Source organism: Haloarcula sp. H-GB5, assembly GCF_054850705.1.
Window position 1 is genome coordinate 1,325,501 of record NZ_JBTWBG010000001.1, and the last position, 20,594, is coordinate 1,346,094.

At 64.5% G+C, this 20,594-nt stretch carries 22 protein-coding genes; 12 read left to right on the top strand and 10 right to left on the bottom strand.

What is annotated here, in order from left to right:
• Positions 1 to 153: 153 nt before the first annotated feature.
• The 6 genes from ACYJ11_RS06990 (at position 154) to ACYJ11_RS07015 (ending at position 5,348) form a co-directional block, all read left to right on the top strand.
• A complete protein-coding gene (locus tag ACYJ11_RS06990; RefSeq protein ID WP_461647227.1) occupies positions 154 to 2,250 on the top strand; it encodes a minichromosome maintenance protein MCM in 2,097 nt (698 codons plus the stop codon).
• A 1-nt stretch (position 2,251) separates the two neighbouring features.
• Positions 2,252 to 2,524 (top strand): DUF7854 family protein, encoded by a 273-nt coding sequence (locus ACYJ11_RS06995; RefSeq protein WP_461647228.1) that lies wholly within the window; start codon positions 2,252 to 2,254, stop codon positions 2,522 to 2,524.
• A gap of 169 nt (positions 2,525 to 2,693) precedes the next feature.
• The gene (locus ACYJ11_RS07000) at positions 2,694 to 3,029 is read left to right on the top strand and encodes a DUF7855 family protein (RefSeq protein WP_461647229.1); all 336 of its coding nucleotides are present in this window, start codon (positions 2,694 to 2,696) and stop codon (positions 3,027 to 3,029) included.
• Positions 3,026 to 3,835, top strand: coding sequence for a DUF7856 family protein (locus tag ACYJ11_RS07005; protein ID WP_461647230.1), 810 nt, complete (start codon positions 3,026 to 3,028; stop codon positions 3,833 to 3,835). The genes ACYJ11_RS07000 and ACYJ11_RS07005 overlap by 4 nt, the downstream gene beginning before the upstream one ends.
• 32 nt (positions 3,836 to 3,867) lie before the next feature.
• The gene (locus tag ACYJ11_RS07010) at positions 3,868 to 4,635 is read left to right on the top strand and encodes a DUF7857 domain-containing protein (protein ID WP_461647231.1); all 768 of its coding nucleotides are present in this window, start codon (positions 3,868 to 3,870) and stop codon (positions 4,633 to 4,635) included.
• Complete coding sequence (locus ACYJ11_RS07015) at positions 4,632 to 5,348, top strand: MinD/ParA family ATP-binding protein (protein ID WP_461647232.1); 717 nt, start codon at positions 4,632 to 4,634, stop codon at positions 5,346 to 5,348. Before ACYJ11_RS07010 ends, ACYJ11_RS07015 begins: the two co-directional genes overlap by 4 nt.
• Here ACYJ11_RS07015 and ACYJ11_RS07020 read toward each other — a convergent pair.
• Positions 5,327 to 6,187: a transcription initiation factor IIB gene (locus ACYJ11_RS07020; protein WP_421640650.1), complete on the bottom strand. Its 861-nt coding sequence runs from the start codon at positions 6,185 to 6,187 to the stop codon at positions 5,327 to 5,329. The two genes, ACYJ11_RS07015 and ACYJ11_RS07020, sit on opposite strands and share 22 nt — an antisense overlap.
• 170 nt (positions 6,188 to 6,357) lie before the next feature.
• On the opposite strand from ACYJ11_RS07020, the gene ACYJ11_RS07025 reads away from it, so the two are divergent.
• Together ACYJ11_RS07025 and ACYJ11_RS07030 are read left to right on the top strand one after the other, a co-directional pair.
• Positions 6,358 to 6,852, top strand: coding sequence for a DUF7858 family protein (locus ACYJ11_RS07025; RefSeq protein WP_461647233.1), 495 nt, complete (start codon positions 6,358 to 6,360; stop codon positions 6,850 to 6,852).
• A 131-nt stretch (positions 6,853 to 6,983) separates the two neighbouring features.
• Positions 6,984 to 8,504 carry a hypothetical protein gene (locus tag ACYJ11_RS07030; protein WP_461647234.1) on the top strand — a complete coding sequence of 507 codons (1,521 nt, stop codon included), beginning with the start codon at positions 6,984 to 6,986 and terminating at the stop codon, positions 8,502 to 8,504.
• Positions 8,505 to 8,506: 2 nt separating this feature from the next.
• Here ACYJ11_RS07030 and ACYJ11_RS07035 read toward each other — a convergent pair whose 3' ends face one another.
• Positions 8,507 to 9,091 (bottom strand): NADPH-dependent FMN reductase, encoded by a 585-nt coding sequence (locus ACYJ11_RS07035; protein ID WP_461647235.1) that lies wholly within the window; start codon positions 9,089 to 9,091, stop codon positions 8,507 to 8,509.
• 270 nt (positions 9,092 to 9,361) lie between these two features.
• Positions 9,362 to 9,646, bottom strand: coding sequence for a hypothetical protein (locus tag ACYJ11_RS07040; RefSeq protein WP_461647236.1), 285 nt, complete (start codon positions 9,644 to 9,646; stop codon positions 9,362 to 9,364).
• Between the two features lie 97 nt (positions 9,647 to 9,743).
• Between ACYJ11_RS07040 and ACYJ11_RS07045 the strand changes: the two genes are divergently transcribed.
• Positions 9,744 to 10,286: a Rieske (2Fe-2S) protein gene (locus ACYJ11_RS07045; protein WP_461647237.1), complete on the top strand. Its 543-nt coding sequence runs from the start codon at positions 9,744 to 9,746 to the stop codon at positions 10,284 to 10,286.
• 48 nt (positions 10,287 to 10,334) lie between these two features.
• Here ACYJ11_RS07045 and ACYJ11_RS07050 read toward each other — a convergent pair whose 3' ends face one another.
• The 3 genes from ACYJ11_RS07050 to lrp form a co-directional block, all read right to left on the bottom strand.
• On the bottom strand, positions 10,335 to 11,822 hold the full coding sequence (locus ACYJ11_RS07050) for an MATE family efflux transporter (protein WP_188975834.1): 1,488 nt from the start codon (positions 11,820 to 11,822) through the stop codon (positions 10,335 to 10,337).
• Positions 11,819 to 12,415, bottom strand: a complete 597-nt coding sequence (locus ACYJ11_RS07055) for a TetR/AcrR family transcriptional regulator (RefSeq protein WP_188975836.1) — start codon at positions 12,413 to 12,415, stop codon at positions 11,819 to 11,821. The genes ACYJ11_RS07050 and ACYJ11_RS07055 overlap by 4 nt, the downstream gene beginning before the upstream one ends.
• A 139-nt stretch (positions 12,416 to 12,554) precedes the next feature.
• Positions 12,555 to 13,013 carry an HTH-type transcriptional regulator Lrp gene (lrp, locus tag ACYJ11_RS07060; protein WP_005536716.1) on the bottom strand — a complete coding sequence of 153 codons (459 nt, stop codon included), beginning with the start codon at positions 13,011 to 13,013 and terminating at the stop codon, positions 12,555 to 12,557.
• 126 nt (positions 13,014 to 13,139) lie between these two features.
• On the opposite strand from lrp, the gene glnA reads away from it, so the two are divergent.
• The gene (gene glnA / locus ACYJ11_RS07065) at positions 13,140 to 14,495 is read left to right on the top strand and encodes a type I glutamate--ammonia ligase (RefSeq protein ID WP_170096539.1); all 1,356 of its coding nucleotides are present in this window, start codon (positions 13,140 to 13,142) and stop codon (positions 14,493 to 14,495) included.
• 10 nt (positions 14,496 to 14,505) lie between these two features.
• Here the strand turns inward: glnA and ACYJ11_RS07070 are convergent, their stop codons facing one another.
• From ACYJ11_RS07070 to ACYJ11_RS07080, 3 genes are all read right to left on the bottom strand, one after another.
• Positions 14,506 to 15,399: a phosphatase PAP2 family protein gene (locus ACYJ11_RS07070; protein WP_461647238.1), complete on the bottom strand. Its 894-nt coding sequence runs from the start codon at positions 15,397 to 15,399 to the stop codon at positions 14,506 to 14,508.
• On the bottom strand, positions 15,396 to 16,631 hold the full coding sequence (locus tag ACYJ11_RS07075) for a YihY/virulence factor BrkB family protein (RefSeq protein WP_461647239.1): 1,236 nt from the start codon (positions 16,629 to 16,631) through the stop codon (positions 15,396 to 15,398). The genes ACYJ11_RS07070 and ACYJ11_RS07075 overlap by 4 nt, the downstream gene beginning before the upstream one ends.
• 71 nt (positions 16,632 to 16,702) lie before the next feature.
• Positions 16,703 to 18,139 (bottom strand): MATE family efflux transporter, encoded by a 1,437-nt coding sequence (locus ACYJ11_RS07080; protein ID WP_461647240.1) that lies wholly within the window; start codon positions 18,137 to 18,139, stop codon positions 16,703 to 16,705.
• Positions 18,140 to 18,233: 94 nt separating this feature from the next.
• Here ACYJ11_RS07080 and ACYJ11_RS07085 point away from each other — a divergent pair, with 94 nt between their 5' ends.
• Positions 18,234 to 18,650, top strand: coding sequence for a hypothetical protein (locus ACYJ11_RS07085; RefSeq protein WP_461647241.1), 417 nt, complete (start codon positions 18,234 to 18,236; stop codon positions 18,648 to 18,650).
• Between the two features lie 61 nt (positions 18,651 to 18,711).
• Here ACYJ11_RS07085 and ACYJ11_RS07090 read toward each other — a convergent pair whose 3' ends face one another.
• Positions 18,712 to 19,815 (bottom strand): tRNA (guanine(26)-N(2))-dimethyltransferase, encoded by a 1,104-nt coding sequence (locus ACYJ11_RS07090; RefSeq protein WP_461647242.1) that lies wholly within the window; start codon positions 19,813 to 19,815, stop codon positions 18,712 to 18,714.
• A 202-nt stretch (positions 19,816 to 20,017) separates the two neighbouring features.
• On the opposite strand from ACYJ11_RS07090, the gene ACYJ11_RS07095 reads away from it, so the two are divergent.
• Positions 20,018 to 20,497 (top strand): hypothetical protein, encoded by a 480-nt coding sequence (locus ACYJ11_RS07095; protein WP_461647243.1) that lies wholly within the window; start codon positions 20,018 to 20,020, stop codon positions 20,495 to 20,497.
• Positions 20,498 to 20,594 lie beyond the last annotated feature (97 nt).

Consider the following 20,594-nt stretch of genomic DNA (forward strand, 5'->3'; position numbering starts at 1 on the left):
TTATTCTACTCTGAGTGAATCAGATATACCAGCAAAAACTACTGGGCCCCATTCTCGACACTGATACTGATTCCCCCTCGTACCGCATCATTTCAGTTCCACCCCGGTTTGCGAACCTTCTTAGGCCAGTGGGCATAACCACTGTCCACTCAAATGGCGACCGCCGAGAACACCGAACTCATCGACCGCTTCGAGGAGTTCTACCGCAACTACTACCGCAACGAGATCGGTGAGCTCGCCCAGAAATATCCGAACGACCAGAAATCGCTGTATATCGACTGGGACGACCTCTATCGCTTCGACCCGGACCTGGCCGACGACTACCGGACCAAGCCCGAGCAGATCCAAGAGTACGCCGAGGAGGCCCTCCGACTGTACGACCTCCCGGTCGATGTCTCGCTCGGACAGGCTCACGTCCGCGTCCGGAACCTCCCCGAATCCGAGGACATCCGCGACCTGCGCCACGAACACCACGGCAACCTCGTCGCCGTCCGTGGTATCATCCGGAAAGCGACCGATGTCCGTCCGAAAGTCATCGAGGCAGCCTTCGAGTGCCAGCGCTGTGGAACACTCACGCGTATTCCACAGACCGCCGGCGACTTTCAGGAACCCCACGACTGCCAGGGCTGTGAGCGTCAGGGGCCGTTCCGGCTCAACACCGACCAGTCCCAGTTCATCGACGCCCAGAAGCTCCGCGTCCAGGAATCGCCCGAGGGCCTGCGCGGCGGGGAGACGCCCCAGTCAATCGATATCAACATCGAGGACGACATCACGGGCCACGTCACCGCCGGCGACCACGTCCGCGTGACCGGCATCCTCAAACTCGATCAGCGGGGCAACGACAACGAGAAGTCCCCGATGTTCGACATCTACATGGAGGGCGTCAGCGTCGAAATCGAAGACGAGCAGTTCGAGGACATGGATATTACCGATGCCGATAAGGAGAAAATCTTCGAGCTTTCCACTGAATCCGACATCTACGACAAGATGGTCGGCGCTATCGCCCCCTCTATCTACGGCTACGAGAAAGAGAAGCTCGCGATGATGCTCCAGCTCTTCTCCGGCGTGACGAAGGAGCTACCTGACGGGTCCCGAATCCGTGGGGACCTCCACATGTTGCTGATAGGGGACCCGGGAACGGGTAAATCGCAGATGCTATCATATATCGAGAACATTGCGCCACGCTCTGTCTACACCTCCGGCAAAGGGTCATCGAGCGCGGGGCTCACCGCGGCCGCCGTTCGCGACGACTTCGGCGACGGCCAGCAGTGGACGCTGGAAGCGGGGGCGCTCGTGCTCGCTGATCAGGGTATCGCCGCTATCGACGAACTCGATAAGATGTCTCCCGAAGATCGTTCGGCAATGCACGAGGCGCTGGAACAGCAGCGTATCAGCGTCTCCAAGGCCGGTATTAATGCGACACTCAAATCCCGCTGTTCGCTGCTGGGCGCGGCCAACCCCAAGTACGGCCGCTTCGACCAGTACGAACCCATCGGTGAGCAGATAGATCTCGAACCGGCGCTCATCTCGCGGTTCGACCTCATCTTCACCGTGACGGACAAGCCCGACGAGGAGAAGGACCGCAACCTCGCCGAGCACATCATCCAGACCAACTACGCCGGCGAACTTCACACCCATCGGACGGAGAACCCGACCTCGAACTTCAGCGAGGAGGAGGTCGGCACCGTCACTGAGGAGGTCGCACCGACAATCGAACCGGACCTCCTCCGGAAGTACGTCGCCTACGCCAAGCGCAACTGCTTCCCGACGATGACCGAGGAGGCAAAGAGCCGTATCGAAGATTTCTACGTCGATCTGCGGATGAAGGGGCAGGACGAGGACGCACCGGTACCCGTTACTGCCCGGAAGCTGGAGGCGCTGGTCCGGCTTGCTGAAGCCTCTGCACGCATACGTCTCTCTGACACCGTCGACGAAGCCGACGCCGACCGGGCAGTCGACATCGCCCACTACTGCCTGAAGGAGATCGGTGTCGATCCCGAGACCGGCGAGTTCGACGCCGACGTGGTCGAGACCGGCCAGTCGAAGACCCAGCGCGACCGCATCCAGAACATCAAAGGCATAATCTCCGACATCGAGGACGAGTACGATGAGGGCGCACCCGCCGACGTAGTCATCGAACGCGCCGAAGAGGTCGGTATCGACGAGTCGAAGGCCGAACACGAAATTGACAAGCTGAAACAGAAAGGCGAGGTGTACGAGCCCCGGACGGATCACCTTCGGACGACCTGATATGGACCGTATCTCCGCACTCCGCAATATCGAGGAGGCGCTGGCCGAGTTCGAGGCCGGGTCGCGGTCGCTCAGTGACCTCGAACGGGACGTTCGCGGGACGCTCCGGACCTACGCGACTGAGTTCGAGGGCGACCTGCAGGCCTACCGGGCAAGCGGCGGGGCCGCCGTGGACGGACTCGTCGTCCTTGCGCCATCCGAGACAGCGGCCCGCGAGCGGGTTCGGGACCTCGTCGTGGATGCCGGCGAATTTACCGTTACAGTCGTCGAGTAAGGAATTTTCCAGCACCGTAGCCGCTGTCGGTGTAGCACATATCTCGTGCCAGTGCTGACTCTCGAACGCGATTGTCTCCCCTATCTTTCTTTCCGATTCCCATATGTATTCAGGCTAAACTACATTCAATTCAGTAAAATTTTATAGTAATTATAACAATGTCTACCCAGTGCTACTCGTCGTCACGTACTCCCGGGCAGCACGTAGAGACCTGCGGAACGTCTGTCGTGCCCACGAAGACTGTGTCGTTCGGCAGTTCGGGAGAGCAGCGTTGTTCTCCGGAACCGAGTTCGGGGCCTTTCAGGCGCTCCGGTTGCATGAGAAACACAGGCTCGACGTTCAGATCGAGCACGTCGAGCCGTTCGAACCGACAGATGTCCCGAAGCACGTCCGCGAGGCGGCCAAGCGGTACGAGGCACGCGAGGAACCGGCAACGCCCTACGAGCGGTTCGCGTCGGGACGTGACCTCCCGGACCCGGACCAACTCCGAGGCGTCGATCTGTGAAGCTCCGCGTCGCTGGAACCACGTACACGGGCGCTGTCGTCGACCTCCGAACCCGAAACGTCGGCGGTCGAACCATCGCCGCAAGCATCCGTGGACAGCGGCGTTTTCCGGTCGTGTCCTGCCCGGAGCCACCGGCCGTGTACGCGTACGTCGGACACGTCCACCCGTCGATGGGACTCCGAACGCGGACTGCACTCGCGGCTGCCGCCCGGTCACGGGGATACGAAACCCCGCAGGACGACGCTATCGCTGAATGTCGGGCCCAGCTGGCCGATCTTGAATCCTCGCCGCCGGAGTTACCGGACCCTGTCGACCCCATCCCGGAGTCGACCATCGACGGCCTGCAGGAAGCGGTCGCCACACACCGCGGTCGTCTCACCGCTCGACAGGCGGTCGGTGCGGACGACGAGGCGGCACGGGCCGCTCTCCGGGACGCGGCGACGGAATTGAGCGAACGGGAGACTCGACGGACTGCCGCCAGAGAGACTCGCGAACTCCGCCGGGAGCGGGCACGTGCCTACCGGGACACGCTTGAGAAACAACGCCGACTTGCCGACGAACTGGCCAACCTCCGGCGGCGCGCACGGGCGACCCTCGTCGACCGATGCACCGAGACGTTCGCTCAGGCCATCGAAGCCGTTCCGGGGCCAGTTCCGGACAGCCCGCTCGACGCTGATCCAGTACCGGCCGCGCTGGGTGTACTCCGAGTCGCCAGAACGCCCGCACCGGTCGTCCTCGGAACGGATCGATTCAGATCGCCGTCGGCTGCATCTGACTGTCTCGACGCCCCTGTCGTCCGTTGCTGAGTTTTAAATCAGAAGGTCAGGCCACCGCCTCTATGGTTACCTTCGACTGTCGCGCCGAGCGAGTCGACGGCGTGACGCTCGTCACGGCCACTGTCGGCGACATCCCCGAACTGACTCGAATTACTGTCCGGAACCGTCTTGATGGCCCGCTCTGGCCGCCGAGAACGCAGGGCGTTCCCGAGGCCGGCTGGTCGGAGGGCGGGTTTGAAGGGGTCGTCAGGCCGGGGACACACGCGCTTGGGTACGCGACGCCGGCCCCGGCGTCTGACCAGCCGGCGGAGCTGGTGCGCGCCGATCCGGCGCCCGATACGACCTCAGCGGACGAGCGACTCGACTCCGCAGATGCCGTCCTCAGGGAACTGGGCGACCCGTCACCACCTGCTGACGCTGTCCCAACAGCCGAGTCGGTACGAGCGGCCGAGACCGCGAGCGCTGGGCCGGCCAGCCCTGCATCCGAGCGGGACATCGAACCGCAGCCAAAGGGACGCCAACCGTCAGCTGAGTCGAGGACTTCGATCGGCCAGCGACCGGATCAGCACCTTCCAGACGCTGTCTCGCAGTGGCTCGAAACCGTTGCTCGACGGGTCGACCGTGCCGAGCGGCTGGCCGAGGCGGACTCGCTGTCGGCAGCGACAGCCGCAGTTCGTGCGGCGGACGGGCTGTCCGGCGTCCGGACAGTTGCGGCACGCGGCGACACTGACGAGCAAATGCTCCGGGCGCTGGCCCGGCGGGCTGAACGGCTCGCCGACCGACGATCGGCTGCTACGGTGCCCACCGAGGCCCTGTCCAGCTTGGCATGATCTTGGCAGTCACCGGCGGCAAGGGCGGCGTCGGCAAGTCCACTATTGCGTACAATCTCGCGGCGGAACTCGACGCGCTCGAACGGACTGACAGCGGGGACTCGTTCGCAAACGCGAACGCGGGCAGCATCGTCGTCGACGGCGACCTCGGGATGGCGGACCTTCCGTCCAGTCACGGCCCTGACCTGCACGACGTTCTTGCCGACCGCGCCGACCCGCACGAGGCTGTCCGAGAGGACGGCCCCGTGACTCTGGTCCCATGCGGACGAACGCTGGCCGGCGCTCGAAGTGCCGACTTGCAGGGCCTCACAGACGTGTTCGCCGCGCTGGAGCGGATCTATCGCTGGGTCATCGTCGACTCGCCGGCGGGGATGCACGCCGACGTGGGGCTCCCCCTCGCAGCCGCCGACGCCGCGGTACTCGTCACGACGCCGGAAGGCGCGGCGCTCGCTGACGCGCTCCGGGTCCGGGCGTTGGCCCGCGAACTCGACGCCGGACTCTGTCGGGTCGCCCTCAACCGCGTTGGTCCGGATCCTGCGACTGGGGCCGTCGCAGATCGGTTCGGTGCGCCAGCCGTCGCTATCCCGGAGAGTGAGCCGCTAGCGACGGCACAAGCGCATGGACTGCCGATTCGAGACACAGCCCCGGGCACGCCGGCCGAGAACTCGCTCGAATCACTCGCTGACGCCGTCTACTCCTGTAGCTCGGTGTAGGTGCCACGGAGCGTGACCGGCGTTACGTCCGCCGTTTCTGCCGCCTCGGCCTGCGTGAGCGCCACGTCCTGCTCTTGGGCTGCGGTGTAGAGACACGCTGCCGCGACGCCGGCCGGGTTCCGCCCGCTGACTAGGCCACGGTCCTGTGCCTCGTCGACGAGCCGTTCCGCGCGCTGTCGGACTGCCGTCGGCAGGTCCAGCGTTGTCGCGAACCGGGGGACGTACTCACGGGGATCAATCGGACCGGTCGGTAGCCCCAGTTCCCTGTTCAGAGCGTCGTACGCCGCGCGAAGCTCCGCCTGTGTCGCTTTGGCAACGGTACAGAGTTCGTCGACGGTTCGGGCGACGCCTTCGGTCCGGCAGGTGGCGTAGATGGCCGCGGCCGCGAACCCTTCCAGCGTTCGTCCCTGCAGCAGGGCCTCGTTCTGTGCGGACTCGAACAGCACGCATGCCCGGTCACGGATCGCGTCCGAGAGCGCCATCGAACTGATGATGCGCCGGATCTCGGTGAAGGCGTACACCTTGTTTCGCTCCCGTTTCGAGCTTATCTGGGCGCGGTTGTGTTCGCGGCGGAGGCGAGCGAACTGACGGCGCTTGCGCCCTTTCAGTCGCGTCGATCGGCCGATTTTCGTAGAGAGGCCGCGGTCGTGGCGCGACCGCGTCAGCGGCGCACCCGTGCGTGCCCGGTCCGTATCGTCATCGTCGAACGACCGCCATTCCGGCCCGGGATCGATAGCGTCCTCGCCGACAACCAGCCCGCAACTGCGACAGACCGATTCGACGCCCTGCTGTTTGACCGACCCGTTACACTCCGGACATTGAGTTACCGTCGTGCTCATGTTTCCACCTACGGCTGGATGGAGGGTTAAAAAACCGATGCAAGGACGGTTCTACGGGTGTTTTTCGACGAAACTGCCTACCGGTAACCGGTAGGTTGATACTGGGATTGACAGCAGCGCCTATCGAGGTTCCGACAGTATTAAATTTCGGCATGTTATAGAAAATTTTAATGACGTTGTCGGATATTGCCGCCGGTGTCGAGGTCACGACCCACCAGCGTGACCGCGGCATCGCTGCCGTTGACGAGACAGACGCCCCGCTGCCGGAGCGACTGGCCCCGGTGGCCGACAACCTCCCGTGCTCGGCGGCGACAGCGGCGACCGTCGTCGAGGCCTACGCAGCCGGCAAGAGCGTCGGCGATGCGGGCCGTGCCGCCGGTGTTGCGCCTGTGATGGCCGCCAAGACGCTCCATCTCGTCGGCGAGCAAGTGTCACCGGTCGGCCCACAAGGACGTGAGATGATCGCCGATTGGCTTGCCGGGGACCTCTCCCGCAGCGACGCTATCGCACTCGCCGATGTGACTGAACAGGAGTTTGCCCTGGCTGTGTACATCGAGACGCACGAGCCGCTGCCAGCGGCCCGCGATGCGGTTGAAGGAGCGCTGACGACTGAGGAACGGGATCCGTTAGGAGAGACGATGAGCGACGTCGACGAGCTGCTGTGAGGATGTGTGATCTGCTTTCTCGGCGAGGTCGGGAGTGAGCAGCGGTCGCCTCGTGCGTGTGGAATCCACGCGCTCGCTACTTGCCCGCTCTCTGGGGCATGCTTAACACCCATGGCTGCAAACCCGGAGATATGTCGGCTTCGGAACTGGCAGACCAGGTGGCCGAGGTGCTTGCAGCGGACAGCGAGTCGTTCAACGAACGGGCCCGCAAGGAAGCCGAAGCGCTCAAATCCGCCGTTCGCGACGGAACGTTCGACAACACGGAAGCGATCGTCGGCATGGAACTGGAGCTGTATGCCGTCGATGAGCAGACCGACGCGCTCCAGCGGGTTCCCCGTCAGTTGCTCGAACTCATCGGGTTCGAAAAGGAACTCGGCCTGCACAACGCCGAGATGCAGACGAGCCCGCAGCCGCTGAACACCCACGGGCTGGCGGCCCAGCGAAACGAACTGAAGGCGTCGCTGATGCCGGCCCAGCAACGGGTGCGCAACGAGGGCATTCGCCTGGTCTCCGACGGCATGTGGACCGTTCCGCCCGCCGGCGAGACGGCCCGGGAGTACCTCTGTGACTGCGTCGAACAGAGCGGCGTCCGCATCGGGACGAACATGTCGGACTCCGTCCGCTATCACACGATGGCCAACACGGATTACCCCTCGGCGTTCGAAATCGACGCGCCACACGCCTCGCTACAGGCCGAGACGGTGATGCCGGAATCGCTCATCACCTCGATTCAACCCCACTATCAGATTCCTCACGCTCCGGATCTGCCGGAGTATTTCAGCTACGCACTCCGTATCGCCGCGCCGCTGCTGGCGCTTGGCGTCAACTCGCCGTTTTTCCCGCCGGACCTGTACGACGACGCGCCCGACCCGGAGATCGTCGCCGGAGCGAACATGGAGAACCGTATCGGCGTCTTCGAGTCGGTGCTCAATCCGCCCGACGACAACCCGACGCCGCCGAAGGTCTGCTTCCCGCCGGATTTTGACTCAGTCGAGGAGGCCATCGACGACATCGTCGAGGACGACACCATCGTCCCGGTCGACCTGCAGTCGGGGACCCGCTTCGACGACGACTTCGTCCACTTCCGGCACAAGCACGGCACGTACTGGCGGTGGGTCAGGCCGGTGTTCGAGGGGCCGACCCGGTCGGCGGCCAACGCCCGCATCGAGTTCCGCCCGCTGGCCGCACAGCCGACCGTCGACGACGCAATCGGATTCACGGCGGTCTTCGCCGGCCTGATGGAGAGCCTGCCACAGCTCGAACACCCCATCCGGTCGCTGGACTGGGACACCGCGAAGCAGAACTTCTATGCCGCCGCTCGGAGCGGCCTCCGAGCGAAAATCGAGTGGATAACCGCCGACGGGGCTACGACGACCAGCACCGAGGAGATATACGGCGAACTGTTCGAGCACGCCCGCGCTGGCCTCGAGCAGCGCGGTCTCTCGGCCGAGGAGGCCCACAGCTACATCCGGCCGCTACGCGAGCGCGTCGACCGCCGGCTCACGCCCGCGCGCTGGAAACACGACTACGTCCGCCGCCGCGTCGAGGAGAACGTCCCGCTGGCCGAAGCGATCTGGGGGATGCAGGCCACCTACATCCGCCATCAGGAGGAGAGTCTGCTGGAAGGGAGCTTCGTCGACTGGTTCGAGTAATTTCAGTCCCCGGTCGCCAGTTCCGATTGTTCCGTTTCTCCGTGTCGGTCCGCAACACCTGCGTACGCGACGACAGTTGTGCCCAGGTCCTCGACGCGCTCTGCGATCTCTCCATCGGCGATACTGTCGTCCTCGAAGGCGGCCCACGAGTCGGGGATGGCGACATCCTGCGGGAGCGGCCAGCCTTTCAGCTCAAGAACGGCGGCGCGAAGGTGCTGGAGCGTCGGTGTCGGAAACCCACCGCCAGCCACTGCGAGGATGCCGACAGTCGTCCCATCGACATCGTCGATACCACAGTAGTCGAGCGCCGTCTTCAGCGGTGAGGCGATTGTGCCGTGGTACACTGGCGTTCCGAGAACCATCGCGTCGGCCTCGCGGACACGGGCAGCGAGTTCCGGCCCGTCACCGGATTCTGCCGCACCCGTGTCGGGGTCAAACAGTGGAAGATCCCACTCCCGCAGGTCGATGTGTTCAGTGGCCGCACCGGCACCGGCCGCCGCGTCGAGGGTGTGCTGAACGGCGACTCTGGTTCCGCTGTCGTCGCGGAGGCTGCCGCTGATACCGATAACGTGTGGCGGGTCGTGCATCGTATGCCTGTTCGTAGCCGGGGCTTATCAGTAAGCATTCTGAGAAATTGATTTCAGTACAAATCTTGACAGGAGATTGCGCGGCCAGCGGGCCGTAGCGGCATCGGGAATCAGGCGCTACGGCTGCCGTCGATGAACATTGCTCGGGTCCACTCGGCCACAGCGCTGGCGAGACCACTCGCTGAGACCGATGCGCACCTGTGATTGTGACAGCAGTTCCCCCGCAATCACCAGGAGTGTCCTGCGAACCGTCTCTGTTGCTGCCCGCGACTACTCCTGTTCTTCATTGCTGTCCGCAGCCTCATCCATCTCGCCGGCTTCTGTCTCAGTATCGACTTCGGAGCCGTCCGCCTCATCTTCCCGCTCGTCTGTTTCCTCGTGTTCGCCCATCTCCTCGTGCTCGGCGAACTCGACTTCGGCTTCCAGTTCGATCTCTATTCCCTTGCTCTCCAGTTCCGCCTCGAACTCCGCCATGTCTTCGACTTCGGCTTCCAGTTCCGCTGTGTCTACCGCTACCTCGACCTCCACTTCGACGGAAACGTCGTCTCGATCCATACCGACCTTCTGAGGGGCTGACATAACTCCGTTTTGCAACCGGCACGCCGCGACCGACTTCGACATCGCTATGTGCGTCAGTCACAGACAAGTTGGTATGAGCGACCCCGTGGACGTGACCGTCGATACCGACGACGAGTCGGAGTCGGTCCGTATCCACGACGACGGCGGCGAGGTTGAAGCCGGCGACGCGACGGTCCGATTCAGTTTTTCCGACACTGGCGACGATGGGCAGGCGACTGGTGCCGACGAGCAGTCGCCCGCCAACAAAAACGGTGGTGATGAGTCGCGTCGTATCGCCGAACTCGATTCGGTGCCAACCGACAGCACGCTCGTCTTCGAGGCGCGCGACGGTCGACGGGGCATCAATTGCATCCTGCACCGGTCGGGCGACGCCGTCGTCGCCTGGCGCAACTCCTGTCCCCACCAGCCCGAAGTCCCGCTTGACCCGGGCCGGGGCGCGATTGTGCGGGGTGACCAACTCGTGTGTCACAAACACGGCGCACAGTTCGAACCTGAGGGCGGCGTCTGCACGCATGGGCCCTGCGCTGGCGACGCCCTCGACAGTATCGAGGTCTCGGTACGGGACGGCGACGTGTACCTCACCGACGAGCGCTTCGAACGGGCCAAACGGCGCTGACACGCGCTTTCAGAACGTTCTGCGGCATTCTCTCAGCGACCAGCGCCGTCAGTCGTCGGCGACGGCCGGTTCGCTGTTGTTCCGGGGGTCGGCCTCGCGCCACGTTCCCCGGAGGAACCAGGCCGCTGCGAGGCCGGCCGCGAGTACGTTCGAGACGGCGAAGGCCAGCCAGATACCCTGTTCAGCCAGCGAGTACGCGAAGAGGTCGACGACCTGCGGGCCGAGCCACGCCGGGACCGCGACCGGGCGGGAGGCGACCCAGGCGACCGGCAGGCGGATGATCCCCAGCATGGTAACCGCCAGCGCCGCTGCGGTGAGTGTCTTGCCAGCTCCCCGGAAACCCCCGGAATAGGCCCGGACGATGCCGATGAATCCGAAGGTCGGGGCGACCCACTGGAGGAACTCGGCCCCGATGCGAACGACCTCGGGGTCGTCGCTGAACACGCTGACGACGGTCGGCGCGGCGAAGATGGTGACCGCGCCGAGGACGGTGAGGATAGCGAACGACACCTTTGCGGCGAAGTGGTTGGCCGTCGCCGCGCGGTCCGGCCGATCAGCACCGAGGTTCTGGCCGGTCATCGTCTCGACGCCGCGGTCCATCGCGATGGCCGGCATGAACACCAGCGAGAACACGCGGATGCCGACGCCGAAGGCTGCCACGACAGTTACGGAGAACGTCCCGACGATGAACAACATGGCGTTGACTGACACGGCGCGCCCAGTCCCCTCAACGGAGGCCGGGATGCCCAGCCTGAGCAGTTTCCGGAGGTACTCCAGATCGGGAGCCATATCGCTGAGGTGGATCCGCACGCCGCGCCGGCCCGACAGCAGGATACCGATGCCGACGACCAGCGCTACGGCACGCGAGAAGATCGTCGCGACGGCCGCGCCGACGACGCCCATCTCGGGGAACATCCACCAGCCGAAGATGAGGAACGGGTCGATGACGATGTTCAGCACGACAGTTCCGAACATCACCAGCATCGGTGTGATAGTGTCGCCGGCCCCGCGCATCAGTGAAATGAACACGAAGAAGCCGAACATCGCCGTCAGTCCGAGCGAGACGACCTGCAGGTAGCCCGTCGCGCCCGGGAGTACCTCGCTGGACGCGCCCAGCAGCGACAGGAAGTCCTCGACGAAGAAGTAGCCAGTCGCGCCGAGCAACACGGAGGCCAGCAGCGCGAACGTTACCGTCTGGGAGGCGGCGTACTCGGCCTCGCGGTGCTCCTCGGCCCCGGTGTGCTGGGCGACCAGTACGCTCCCGGCCACTGACAGCCCCATCCCGAGCGAGATGAGCAGGAAGATCATCGGGAACGCGAAGCTGATTGCCGCAAGCGCTGTCGTGGAGTACTGCCCCAGCCAGAACGTGTCTGCGAGGTTGTACGCCACCTGTAGCAGGTTCGTGATGACGATGGGGAACGAGAGGAACAGCAGCGGCTTGCCGATGTCGCCGCTGGTCAGGTCCAGTTCCTCCTGGCCCTTGAATAGGTTCCCGAGCCGCGCACCCAGACGGCCCAGTTTCTGCCGGACGCTCACGCTGTGACCTCCTGCTGTCCGTCCAGGAGATGCGTCTCGACGTACTCGGCAAGCATCCGTCGGGTACACTCGACCGGGCGACCGGTCGTGACGCGCTCGGTCGCAGCCCCGGTCAGGACGGTGACGATGAACCGGGCGGTCTCCTCGGCGTCGAGGTCCGATTTGAACGTCCCATCAGTGATGCCGTCTTCGAGAATCACTTCGAGTTCGTCGACGAGGTAGTCGTCGAATTCGGTGAGTCGCTCGCGAAAGCCGGGTTCGTAGGGTGCGTGGGCACGGATTTCGAGAATCGCCGTCCCGAACTCCTCGCTCCCGTCGTCCGGCTTGTCCAGCACGGAATCGATGAGTGTCAGCAGGCGCTCGTGTGGGGTCTCGCCGTCGGGGTCTTCGATCCGGTCGACGAACCCGTCATAGAGGTATTCGAGGAACGCACAGAGGAGGTCGTGCTTGCTGTCGTAGTGGTAGTGGAGGGCAGCTTTGCTCTTGTCCGACTCGTCGGCGATGTCCTGCATCGTCAGATCCGCATAGCCGTGCGTACACAGCGCACGGTAGGTCGCGTCCATAATATCGTCGGCCGTGTCGCCGTCGTTCATTACGCGTAACTAACTGACTGGTCAGTCAAGTATGCGTCGGTACCATTCGTGGGTGGGTTCGCGTGCCATGTCACCCGGTGATCAGACTCCCGGAGCTATCGCTCTGCGAGCGTTCGGAACGACGGTAGAAGGACGATCGCTACTCCTTCAGGTCGAGGTCGAACTGCTCGTGTTCGCTTGCAGCGTTGAGCACGACGGAGGTGTTCGATTCTCTGATGTCTGGGTCGGTGAGGAGTTCCTTTATCTGGGCGTTCATACCGTCGGTGTCGGTGAACTTCCCGACCGCGATGACGTCGTAATCGCCGGTGACCTCGTACACCGAGATCATCTGCTTGTGCTCTTCGAGATCCTCGGTGACTGCCGGGAGCGACGACCCTTCCACCTTGAGCTGGATGATGGCCGTCACGTCGTAACCGAGCTTGTCGTAGTCGACTTTGGGCGTGTACCCGTTGATAATTCCCTCGTCCTCGAGATCGGAGAGGTGGTTCGAGACGGTCGTTACCGACACGTCGAGGTCTTCTCCGAGGCTCCGAAGGCTGGCACGGCCATCCCCGAGAAGGGCATTCACTAGCTCACGGTCGAGATTTTCGTACGTCATTACATTGGGGGACGCCCCCCAGGGATTAGAATTTTACGAACGTCCAAATGTAAGCGAAACCATCGAAACCTTTGCGCAAATCAGCAGGGTTTTAGTAGTAGCACTGCTCCTATCGGGTGTCCAAAGATGACAAGCGAACTTTCAGAGGCGGCAGAGGAGGTACTCGACGAGATCGAAGAGAAGAACGTCGACTTCCTTCGACTCCAGTTCACCGATATCCTCGGCACGATCAAGAACGTCTCGATCACAGCCGACCAGGCAGAGAAAGCGTTCACAGAGGGGATCTACTTCGACGGTTCCTCCATCAACGGCTTCGTCCGGATTCAGGAGTCCGACATGCGTCTGGACCCGGACCCATCGACGTTCTCCGTGCTCCCGTGGAGAGAGAACGTCGAAGGCGGTTCCAGTGCCCGTCTCATCTGTGATGTCATCGACACCTCGACCGGCAAGCCGTTCTCCGGCGACCCGCGCGGCGTCCTGAAGCGTGCTATCGAGCGCGCCGAGGACATGGGCTATACGGTCAATGCCGCCCCCGAGCCCGAGTTCTTCCTGTTCGAGGAAGACGAAGAGGGCCGTGCGACGACCAACACCAACGACGCCGGCGGCTACTTCGACCTCGCGCCGAAGGACCTCGCCTCCGACGTGCGCCGTGACATCATCTACGGCCTCGAAGACATGGGCTTCGACATCGAAGCCTCCCACCACGAGGTCGCACAGGGTCAGCACGAGATCAACTTCACCTACGACGACGCCCTGACAACGGCTGACAACGTCGCGACCTTCCGGTCCGTCGTTCGCGCCATCGCGGCCGAACACGACCTGCACGCGACGTTCATGCCGAAGCCGATCCCGAAGATCAACGGCTCCGGGATGCACACGCACATCTCGCTGTTCACCGAGGACGGTGAGAACGCGTTCCACGACGAGGACGACGAGTTCAACCTCTCCGACACGGCCAAGAGCTTCACCGCCGGGATCCTCGAACACGCACCGGCCATCACCGCGGTCACCAACCCGACCGTGAACTCCTACAAGCGTCTGGTTCCGGGCTACGAGGCCCCCGTCTACGTCGCCTGGTCCGACCGCAACCGCTCGGCGCTCATCCGCAAGCCGGCTGCCCGCACCCCGGCTGCCAGCCGTATCGAGGCTCGCTTCCCCGACCCGTCGTGTAACCCGTACCTCGCCTTCGCGGCGCTCATCCACGCCGGGCTCGACGGTGTCGAGCGCGACCTCGAGTGTGAGGACCCGGTCCGCGAGAACATCTACGACTTCGACGAAGCCAAGCGCGAGGAGTACGGCATCACCACGCTGCCGGAGAACCTCGGCGAAGCCGTCGACGAACTCGAAAACGACGAGGTCATCAGCGACGCGCTCGGCGAGCACGTCTTCGAGAACTTCGTCGAGGCGAAGCGTCAGGAACACAAGGAGTACCTGGTCGACGTCTCCGACTGGGAACTCGACCGCTACCTCGAGAAGTTCTAACGGCTGCTATTTACACTTTTTTCGCGAGGCGCTCACCGGCCAGCGGCAGCGTTAGCAGTAGGCCCGTCCCAAGCGCCGCAAGCAGCGTGACGAGGCTCGGTGCCGGATCTAAGCCGAAGGTCACGCCGAGAAACGTCCCGACAACGACAACGCCCAGTAGCGCCGTGATACCGACACCGTGCCGGGTCGGCTCCGGGATCGCATCTCCCAGTAGCGACCAGACCACGGTACCCGCGACGGCGACGCCCACCGCCCCGGCCGAATCACGGGAGACACCGGTGACGAGCAGCCCCGCCACGGCGATGACGGCCGCGAGCCCGAACACCCGCTCGGGCGTTTTGAGCGCGCCGAGGGCGAGTGCGAGGGCTGTCCCGGCGATGGCAAAGCCCGCGACGATGTCGGCGAGGTAGTGGACGCCGAGTACCAGCCGGGAGAGTCCGATGAGGGCAATGATTGTCGCGGCGACAGCGGTGCGCTGTCGACGCGTGCCGACCCGGAGCGCCCATGCGATGCCGCCCCAGACGAGCAGGGAGATGGTGGCATGACCGCTAGGGAAGCCGAACCCTTCTCCGGTCGCCATCGACTCGTAGACACCCCGCAGCGCCACTGGAAGCAGTTCAGCGTGGGTGGCTGTGCCTGCGTCGGGCGGCCGCGGTAGCGCGAACACACCTTTCAGCGAGATGACGAGCGCGACGGCGACGGCGAGCAGCGCCACCAGCATCGCCGTCCGGTCGCGAGTGAGGCCACGACCGAGTTTCGGCGTCCACGGGCCGAGCCAGTACAGCAGGCCACAGGCTAGGAAGGTAAACCAGAAATCCCCCAGCTGGGTGATTAGGGCGAACAGCACGACGACTGCACCGGGCAGCGCTGACAGCACCTCGGTGACCCCGACACCCCGCATCACTGTCGCCAGTCACGCACGCGGTCGACGAGCCGTCCGGGGAGTCCGGTGGCAGTAAGCGTCACGCCGACTGCAATCATCACGGCGTAGAGGCCGAGCGTCGACAGCCAGATGACCAGCATCGCCAGGACGGCCCAGAGGCCTCGCAGGTAGTAGAACGCGCCGAGCGTCATGATCGTGCCGTACAGCAAGACGATGTAGGGGCCCCACTGGCGGGCGTGGCCGCGGCGCATCCGACGGCGGACGTACTGCTTGAGGTCCGACCGCACCTCGTCACGGTGGAGCGTCCGGCCCTCGATGTCCTCGCGGAACGACTCGAACTCCTCGCGGAGTTCCTGTAGTTCCTCGTCTGTCAACTCGTCGGCGTCTCGGCCGGGCGTGTTGGCGCCGGCTGGCGGGGGCGTGTCGGTCTCGTCAGCGTCCTCACTCATCGCTTTGCCGGACCGTCGGCGCGATACCTGTTGTAGTTGCCGGTCCGCGAGCGCCGCGTTGACCGCTGCCCCCACGAGGAGCACCTGTCCGGCGAAGTAAAACCACGTCACGAGCAACAGGACCCCGCCGATGACGCCGTACACCTGATAGGAGTCGGCCTGTGCCGCGTAGACGTTGAATCCCGTCCCGAGCAGCGTCCACCCGACACCGGCAAACACCGCGCCGGGAACGGCCTCCCGCAGTGTGATCTCTTGGTCGGGAAACAGGTAGTACAGCGGGAGGAAGGCGACTGCCAGCACGGGCACGAGCGCGAGCCCGCCGAGTGCGACCTGCACGCCCAGCACCGTCCCGAACGCGCCGATGATACCGAGCCCGACCAGTGCGATGCCGATGCCGCCCAGCGCGGCCAGCCCGTCGACGAGTTCGCCGACGATCGAGTCGGGGCCGTCCGTCCCGTAGACGCGACTGAAGGCCGTATCCAGTCCGCGGAACACCTTGAGCGCGCTCCACAGCGTCACGCCGACACCGAGCACGGTTGCGCCCCCGCGACCGGCTCCGCTGGTCAGCGCGTCTTCGAGCAGTGTCGACGCCGCCGGTGTGAGCACGTCACCGGCGGCGCTGACGACTCGCTCGGCGAAGGCCTCTCCGCCCGCAAGCGTGCCGACGACCAGCGTCAGCAACAACAGCGGCAGCAGGGAGACGAACATGTAGTAGGCGATGCCGGCCGCGAGAAAGGAGACCTCCTCCTCTCGTACCGTACGGACGACGTCTCGGCCGACGGAGACAGCGCGTGTGCGGTCCACGCGAGCATGTCAGGGTGGGACCACAAATATACTGTCGACTGACTGATGTCAGCCGTTTTCGAGGACACGCGTCAGTCGTCGAGCGCCGCGTCAGGCCGGTAAGAGCGGCTCACGACCCGCCACGTCCCCGAGCGGAATCGATAGTAGGTCACCGCTGCGGGAACCGCCGTCTCGACGACGAGTGAGGCGTACAGCGCGAGTTCGCCGAGCGGCGTGGCGTAGCCGAGATACGCCAGTGGGAGGGCGAACAGGTACATTCCGGCCAGCTGGGAGTAAAACGGCCAGCGCGTGTCGCCGCTGGCCCGGAGCGGCCCGGTCGAGCCGCCGTCGACACCTCGGAACACGACACTGGCACAGGCGACGGTGACGAACACTGTCACCAGCGGGAGGACTGTGGGGTCCGAGACGAACAGGCGGGCGATGCCCCGCGAGAACGGGAGCAGTGTCGCTGCGACGACGATGTACACGCCGATACTCAGCCGGAGTACCGTCTGCGCCCAGACGGTTGCCTCGGCCTCGTCATCGTCGCCCAGGGCCTGTCCGACGAGGCTGCTCGACGCGAGGCTCAGCCCCCAGTTCGGCGTGTCGAGCAGCGCCCGGACGCGGAGCGCCACGACGTACGCCGAGACGACGCCGGGTCCGAACAGGCCGACGATGAACAGCCGGGGGAACTGCGCGCCGGTCCGCGCGAGATTGGCTCCGACCAGCGGCGTCCCAGTTTCAGCGAGGTCTCGCCCCAGTCTCCGGTCGAGTAACGGTCGCGACACCGGAACCCGGACCGGAAACGCACCGATTATTGGCAGGCCACCGCGAGCCAGTCCGACGGCGAACCCAGCCGTGACCAGCACGTTCGCAATGACCGTGCCCAGGGCCGCACCGACGACGCCGAGGCCGAATCCGAAGATGAAGACGGCGTTCAATGCGATGTTGACGACCGCGCCGCCGGCTCGCAACAGCATCGGTGTCCAGGCGTCATCGGCTCCCACGAGCGTCCGACTGGCGATGAGGTTCAGTGCGGCGAAGGGGACGCCGAGGGCGGCGACGCGCAGGTACTGGACCCCGTATCCGACGGCCTTGGACCCTGTTCCGACGAGGTCGACGAGCAGTCCGGGGACGACCCAGTACGCCGCCGCTAGCGGAAGTGTCAGCCCGAGTACGACAGCGGCGCTAGTCGTGACGGTGACCGCCAGTTCCTCGTCGGCATCGGCCCCGTAGCGCTGGGACACCATGCCGATAGTCCCGCCGGCGACGCCGCCGCCCAGCGCGAACACCAGTTCCCAGAACGGCGCGGCGAAGCCGACGCCGGCGATGGCGGTCGGCCCGAGCGCCAGCCCCACCATCGCCACGTCGACCGTCGACTTCGACATCCGCGCGAGTCCGGTGACGATGCGGGGCCAGGACAGGTCCGTCGCTCGGCGGACCCGCTCGCGCTCGACGAGGCCGAACCGCGCAAGCAGGCTGCCGACGAGCAGCAGGACGCCACGGACCGGATTGTACGTGGAGGGCACGTGTTCGCCACTGCTTTGCGGTCGAACCCGAAAGGTGTTAAGAAAGGGGAGCCGCCCTCACAGGGTTTATACAGCGCCGCTGCAACGACCGGATATGGATACGGAAGCGGCCATCCGGCACGGGACGATGCAGGTGACCGTCCTGTTGCTCGTCGCGGCCGCGCTGGCTATCGGCTTCGGTGTCGCCGGCGTCGGCGCGTCCCTGCCGGTTGTCGTGGGCCTGCTGGTACTGACGGCTGTTCTGTTCGTTGCTCGTCCGGACGAGGACCGACTCGGTTCCGTCGCCGGTGTCGATATGGACGGCGTCGTCCAGTCGCTATGGCTCGCGCCGCTCATCACGGCCCTGCCGCTGCTCGTCCGCCTGTCGGCCACGCCCGGCGAGATGCAAGCCATCGGCGGGCTACTCGGTCTCGCGGGGATGGCGAACTACTTCCTGCGCCCGGTGTACCTGCTGGGCTACGACCTCGTCTCCGCGGTTCGAGAGAGCGTCGGTCGGGCGAACGGTCGGTAAGAATTAGCTCGACTCGCACTCCGTTCGCAATCCTCGGTCCTGTCTGGACTCCCGTAGTCCGTTACTCCGCTGTCGCTTCGCGGATCTCCACCACGTCGGCGTCCGTCTTGAACGTCGTGCCGCCGTAGTGCGTTCGGGAGGCCGCGTAGCCAGCGTCGCGGAGCTTCTCGATGAACTCGTCCATGGCTTCCGCGCCGCGCCCCCAGCGCTTGCAGAGGCGGTGCTGGTCGTAGTGTGTCGGCGTGTCGATTTCGTCTCTGAGCGTCGCCAGCAGTTCTTTGGCTTCGTCGGCGGTCCCCATTTCCTCTGTGACCTGTTCGGAAACGGCGCTGACGAACTCGGGGTCACAGGTCCGACCCAGCCAGATGGGACCGGCTGTCTGGAGGTGCTCGTCGCAGACCGGACAGTCCTCGGGCGCGTCGGCGATGAGGCCGTAGTCGTGGTCGCGCCAGAGACAGTGCTGGCAGTGGTGGACGTAGCCGAGTTCGTCGATGCAGTCGTTGGCGACCTTTGCGCCGTGGTCGAACTCCAGATAGGTCCGGGCGTAGTGCTTGGTCGCGTGGCTGAGAATCGGCCGGGCGGCGATGTCGTAGCGGGCCGCCGTCCGGACCATCGCCGACAGGAGGACGCGCATCCCCATCTCTGCGTGGAACTCAGTGTTCCGTGGGACTGCGCCGTACGACCGGACGCCGCTCTCGAAGTGTGCCCCACACAGCGGTGCGGTGTCGGTGGCCGTCACACAGAGGAGGTGCTTGGTCCCCTGCACCGCCGCGTCGGCGAAGGGGATCGGCGTCCCGAAGGGGTCCACGTCGACCACGTCGAACGCTTCCGAGTGCATGAGCACGTTCGCGTCCGACCGCCGAACTGAGGCCGCGAGGTCGTTGCGTTCGAGGTTCTGTTCACACAGCGCCGTCGCGTCGTCGTTGATGTCACACAGCGTCGTCTCCCAGTCGTTGGCCGCCGCGCGAACGCCTCGGATGCCGCTGGCGGCGGTGGCATCCAGATACGTCGACACGCGGGGGGTTCGCTCTCGGTAGGCCCGCAGCGCCGCCACGGTGATGTCGCGGTTCAGTTCCTGAACGGGGTTGAAGAACACGTCCGCACCCTTCCCCGCCTCCGGCTGTTCCGGCACCGTGACCGTCACCCGGCCCTCACTGACGCGCATACTCTCCGGTCCGTGCGGGCGCCGTTAAGTCGTTCGAACCTGCCTGTTGGATCTGGCGGTCAGGATGTCATACAGCTCTTCACAAGGTGTTGATTTCAGACACTGTAGCCTGAATTGACCGCACAATCGAGCGTGCGTATTGAGCGGGGAGTGTACCCGATAAGCCAAATACTCTTTTGGAAGTCGTGTTGACGGTGGCGTAATGGGACAGTCCATTGAGGAGCTACGGGAAGCCAGCCCCACCTCCGAAGAGAAGCCCTCGTTTGGCCACCTACTACTGGTCTGGTTTCTTGTCGGGTCGTCGTTCCGGACCCTCGGATTCGCCTTGGTCGATGCAGTTCCGGCTACCATCCCCCTCTCACGAATGGGTGCTGGGCTGTTGTTTGGTACAATTGTCATTGTCCTGCTCTGGTCTGCCGGCTGGCACCCGTCACTTCCAGCCAGTGCTGGTTACTTCGTCGCTGAAACAGCCCTCAATATCCTCCTACTCCTCGCCTTCAACCTCGTGTTCAGTCGCAAGTTGACGCCCTGGATGGAAGTCGGCCTCCATACCACGTCGATTGCCCTGGCAGCGACCCTCGTATTCACGAACTACGGAAGAAAGATCCGAAACCGGGTCCGCCAACGCATACACTCTCTACTCAAACTGCCGTCTGAAGACAACTCATCCAGTCAGGAGTAGGGAGCCTGATATCTGGGCGTATTTGACGCGCGATAAGTAGATCTCTTGCATTGAGCGAATCGGGTAGCGAAGAACGGCCATGTGAGCCGTTGTATGA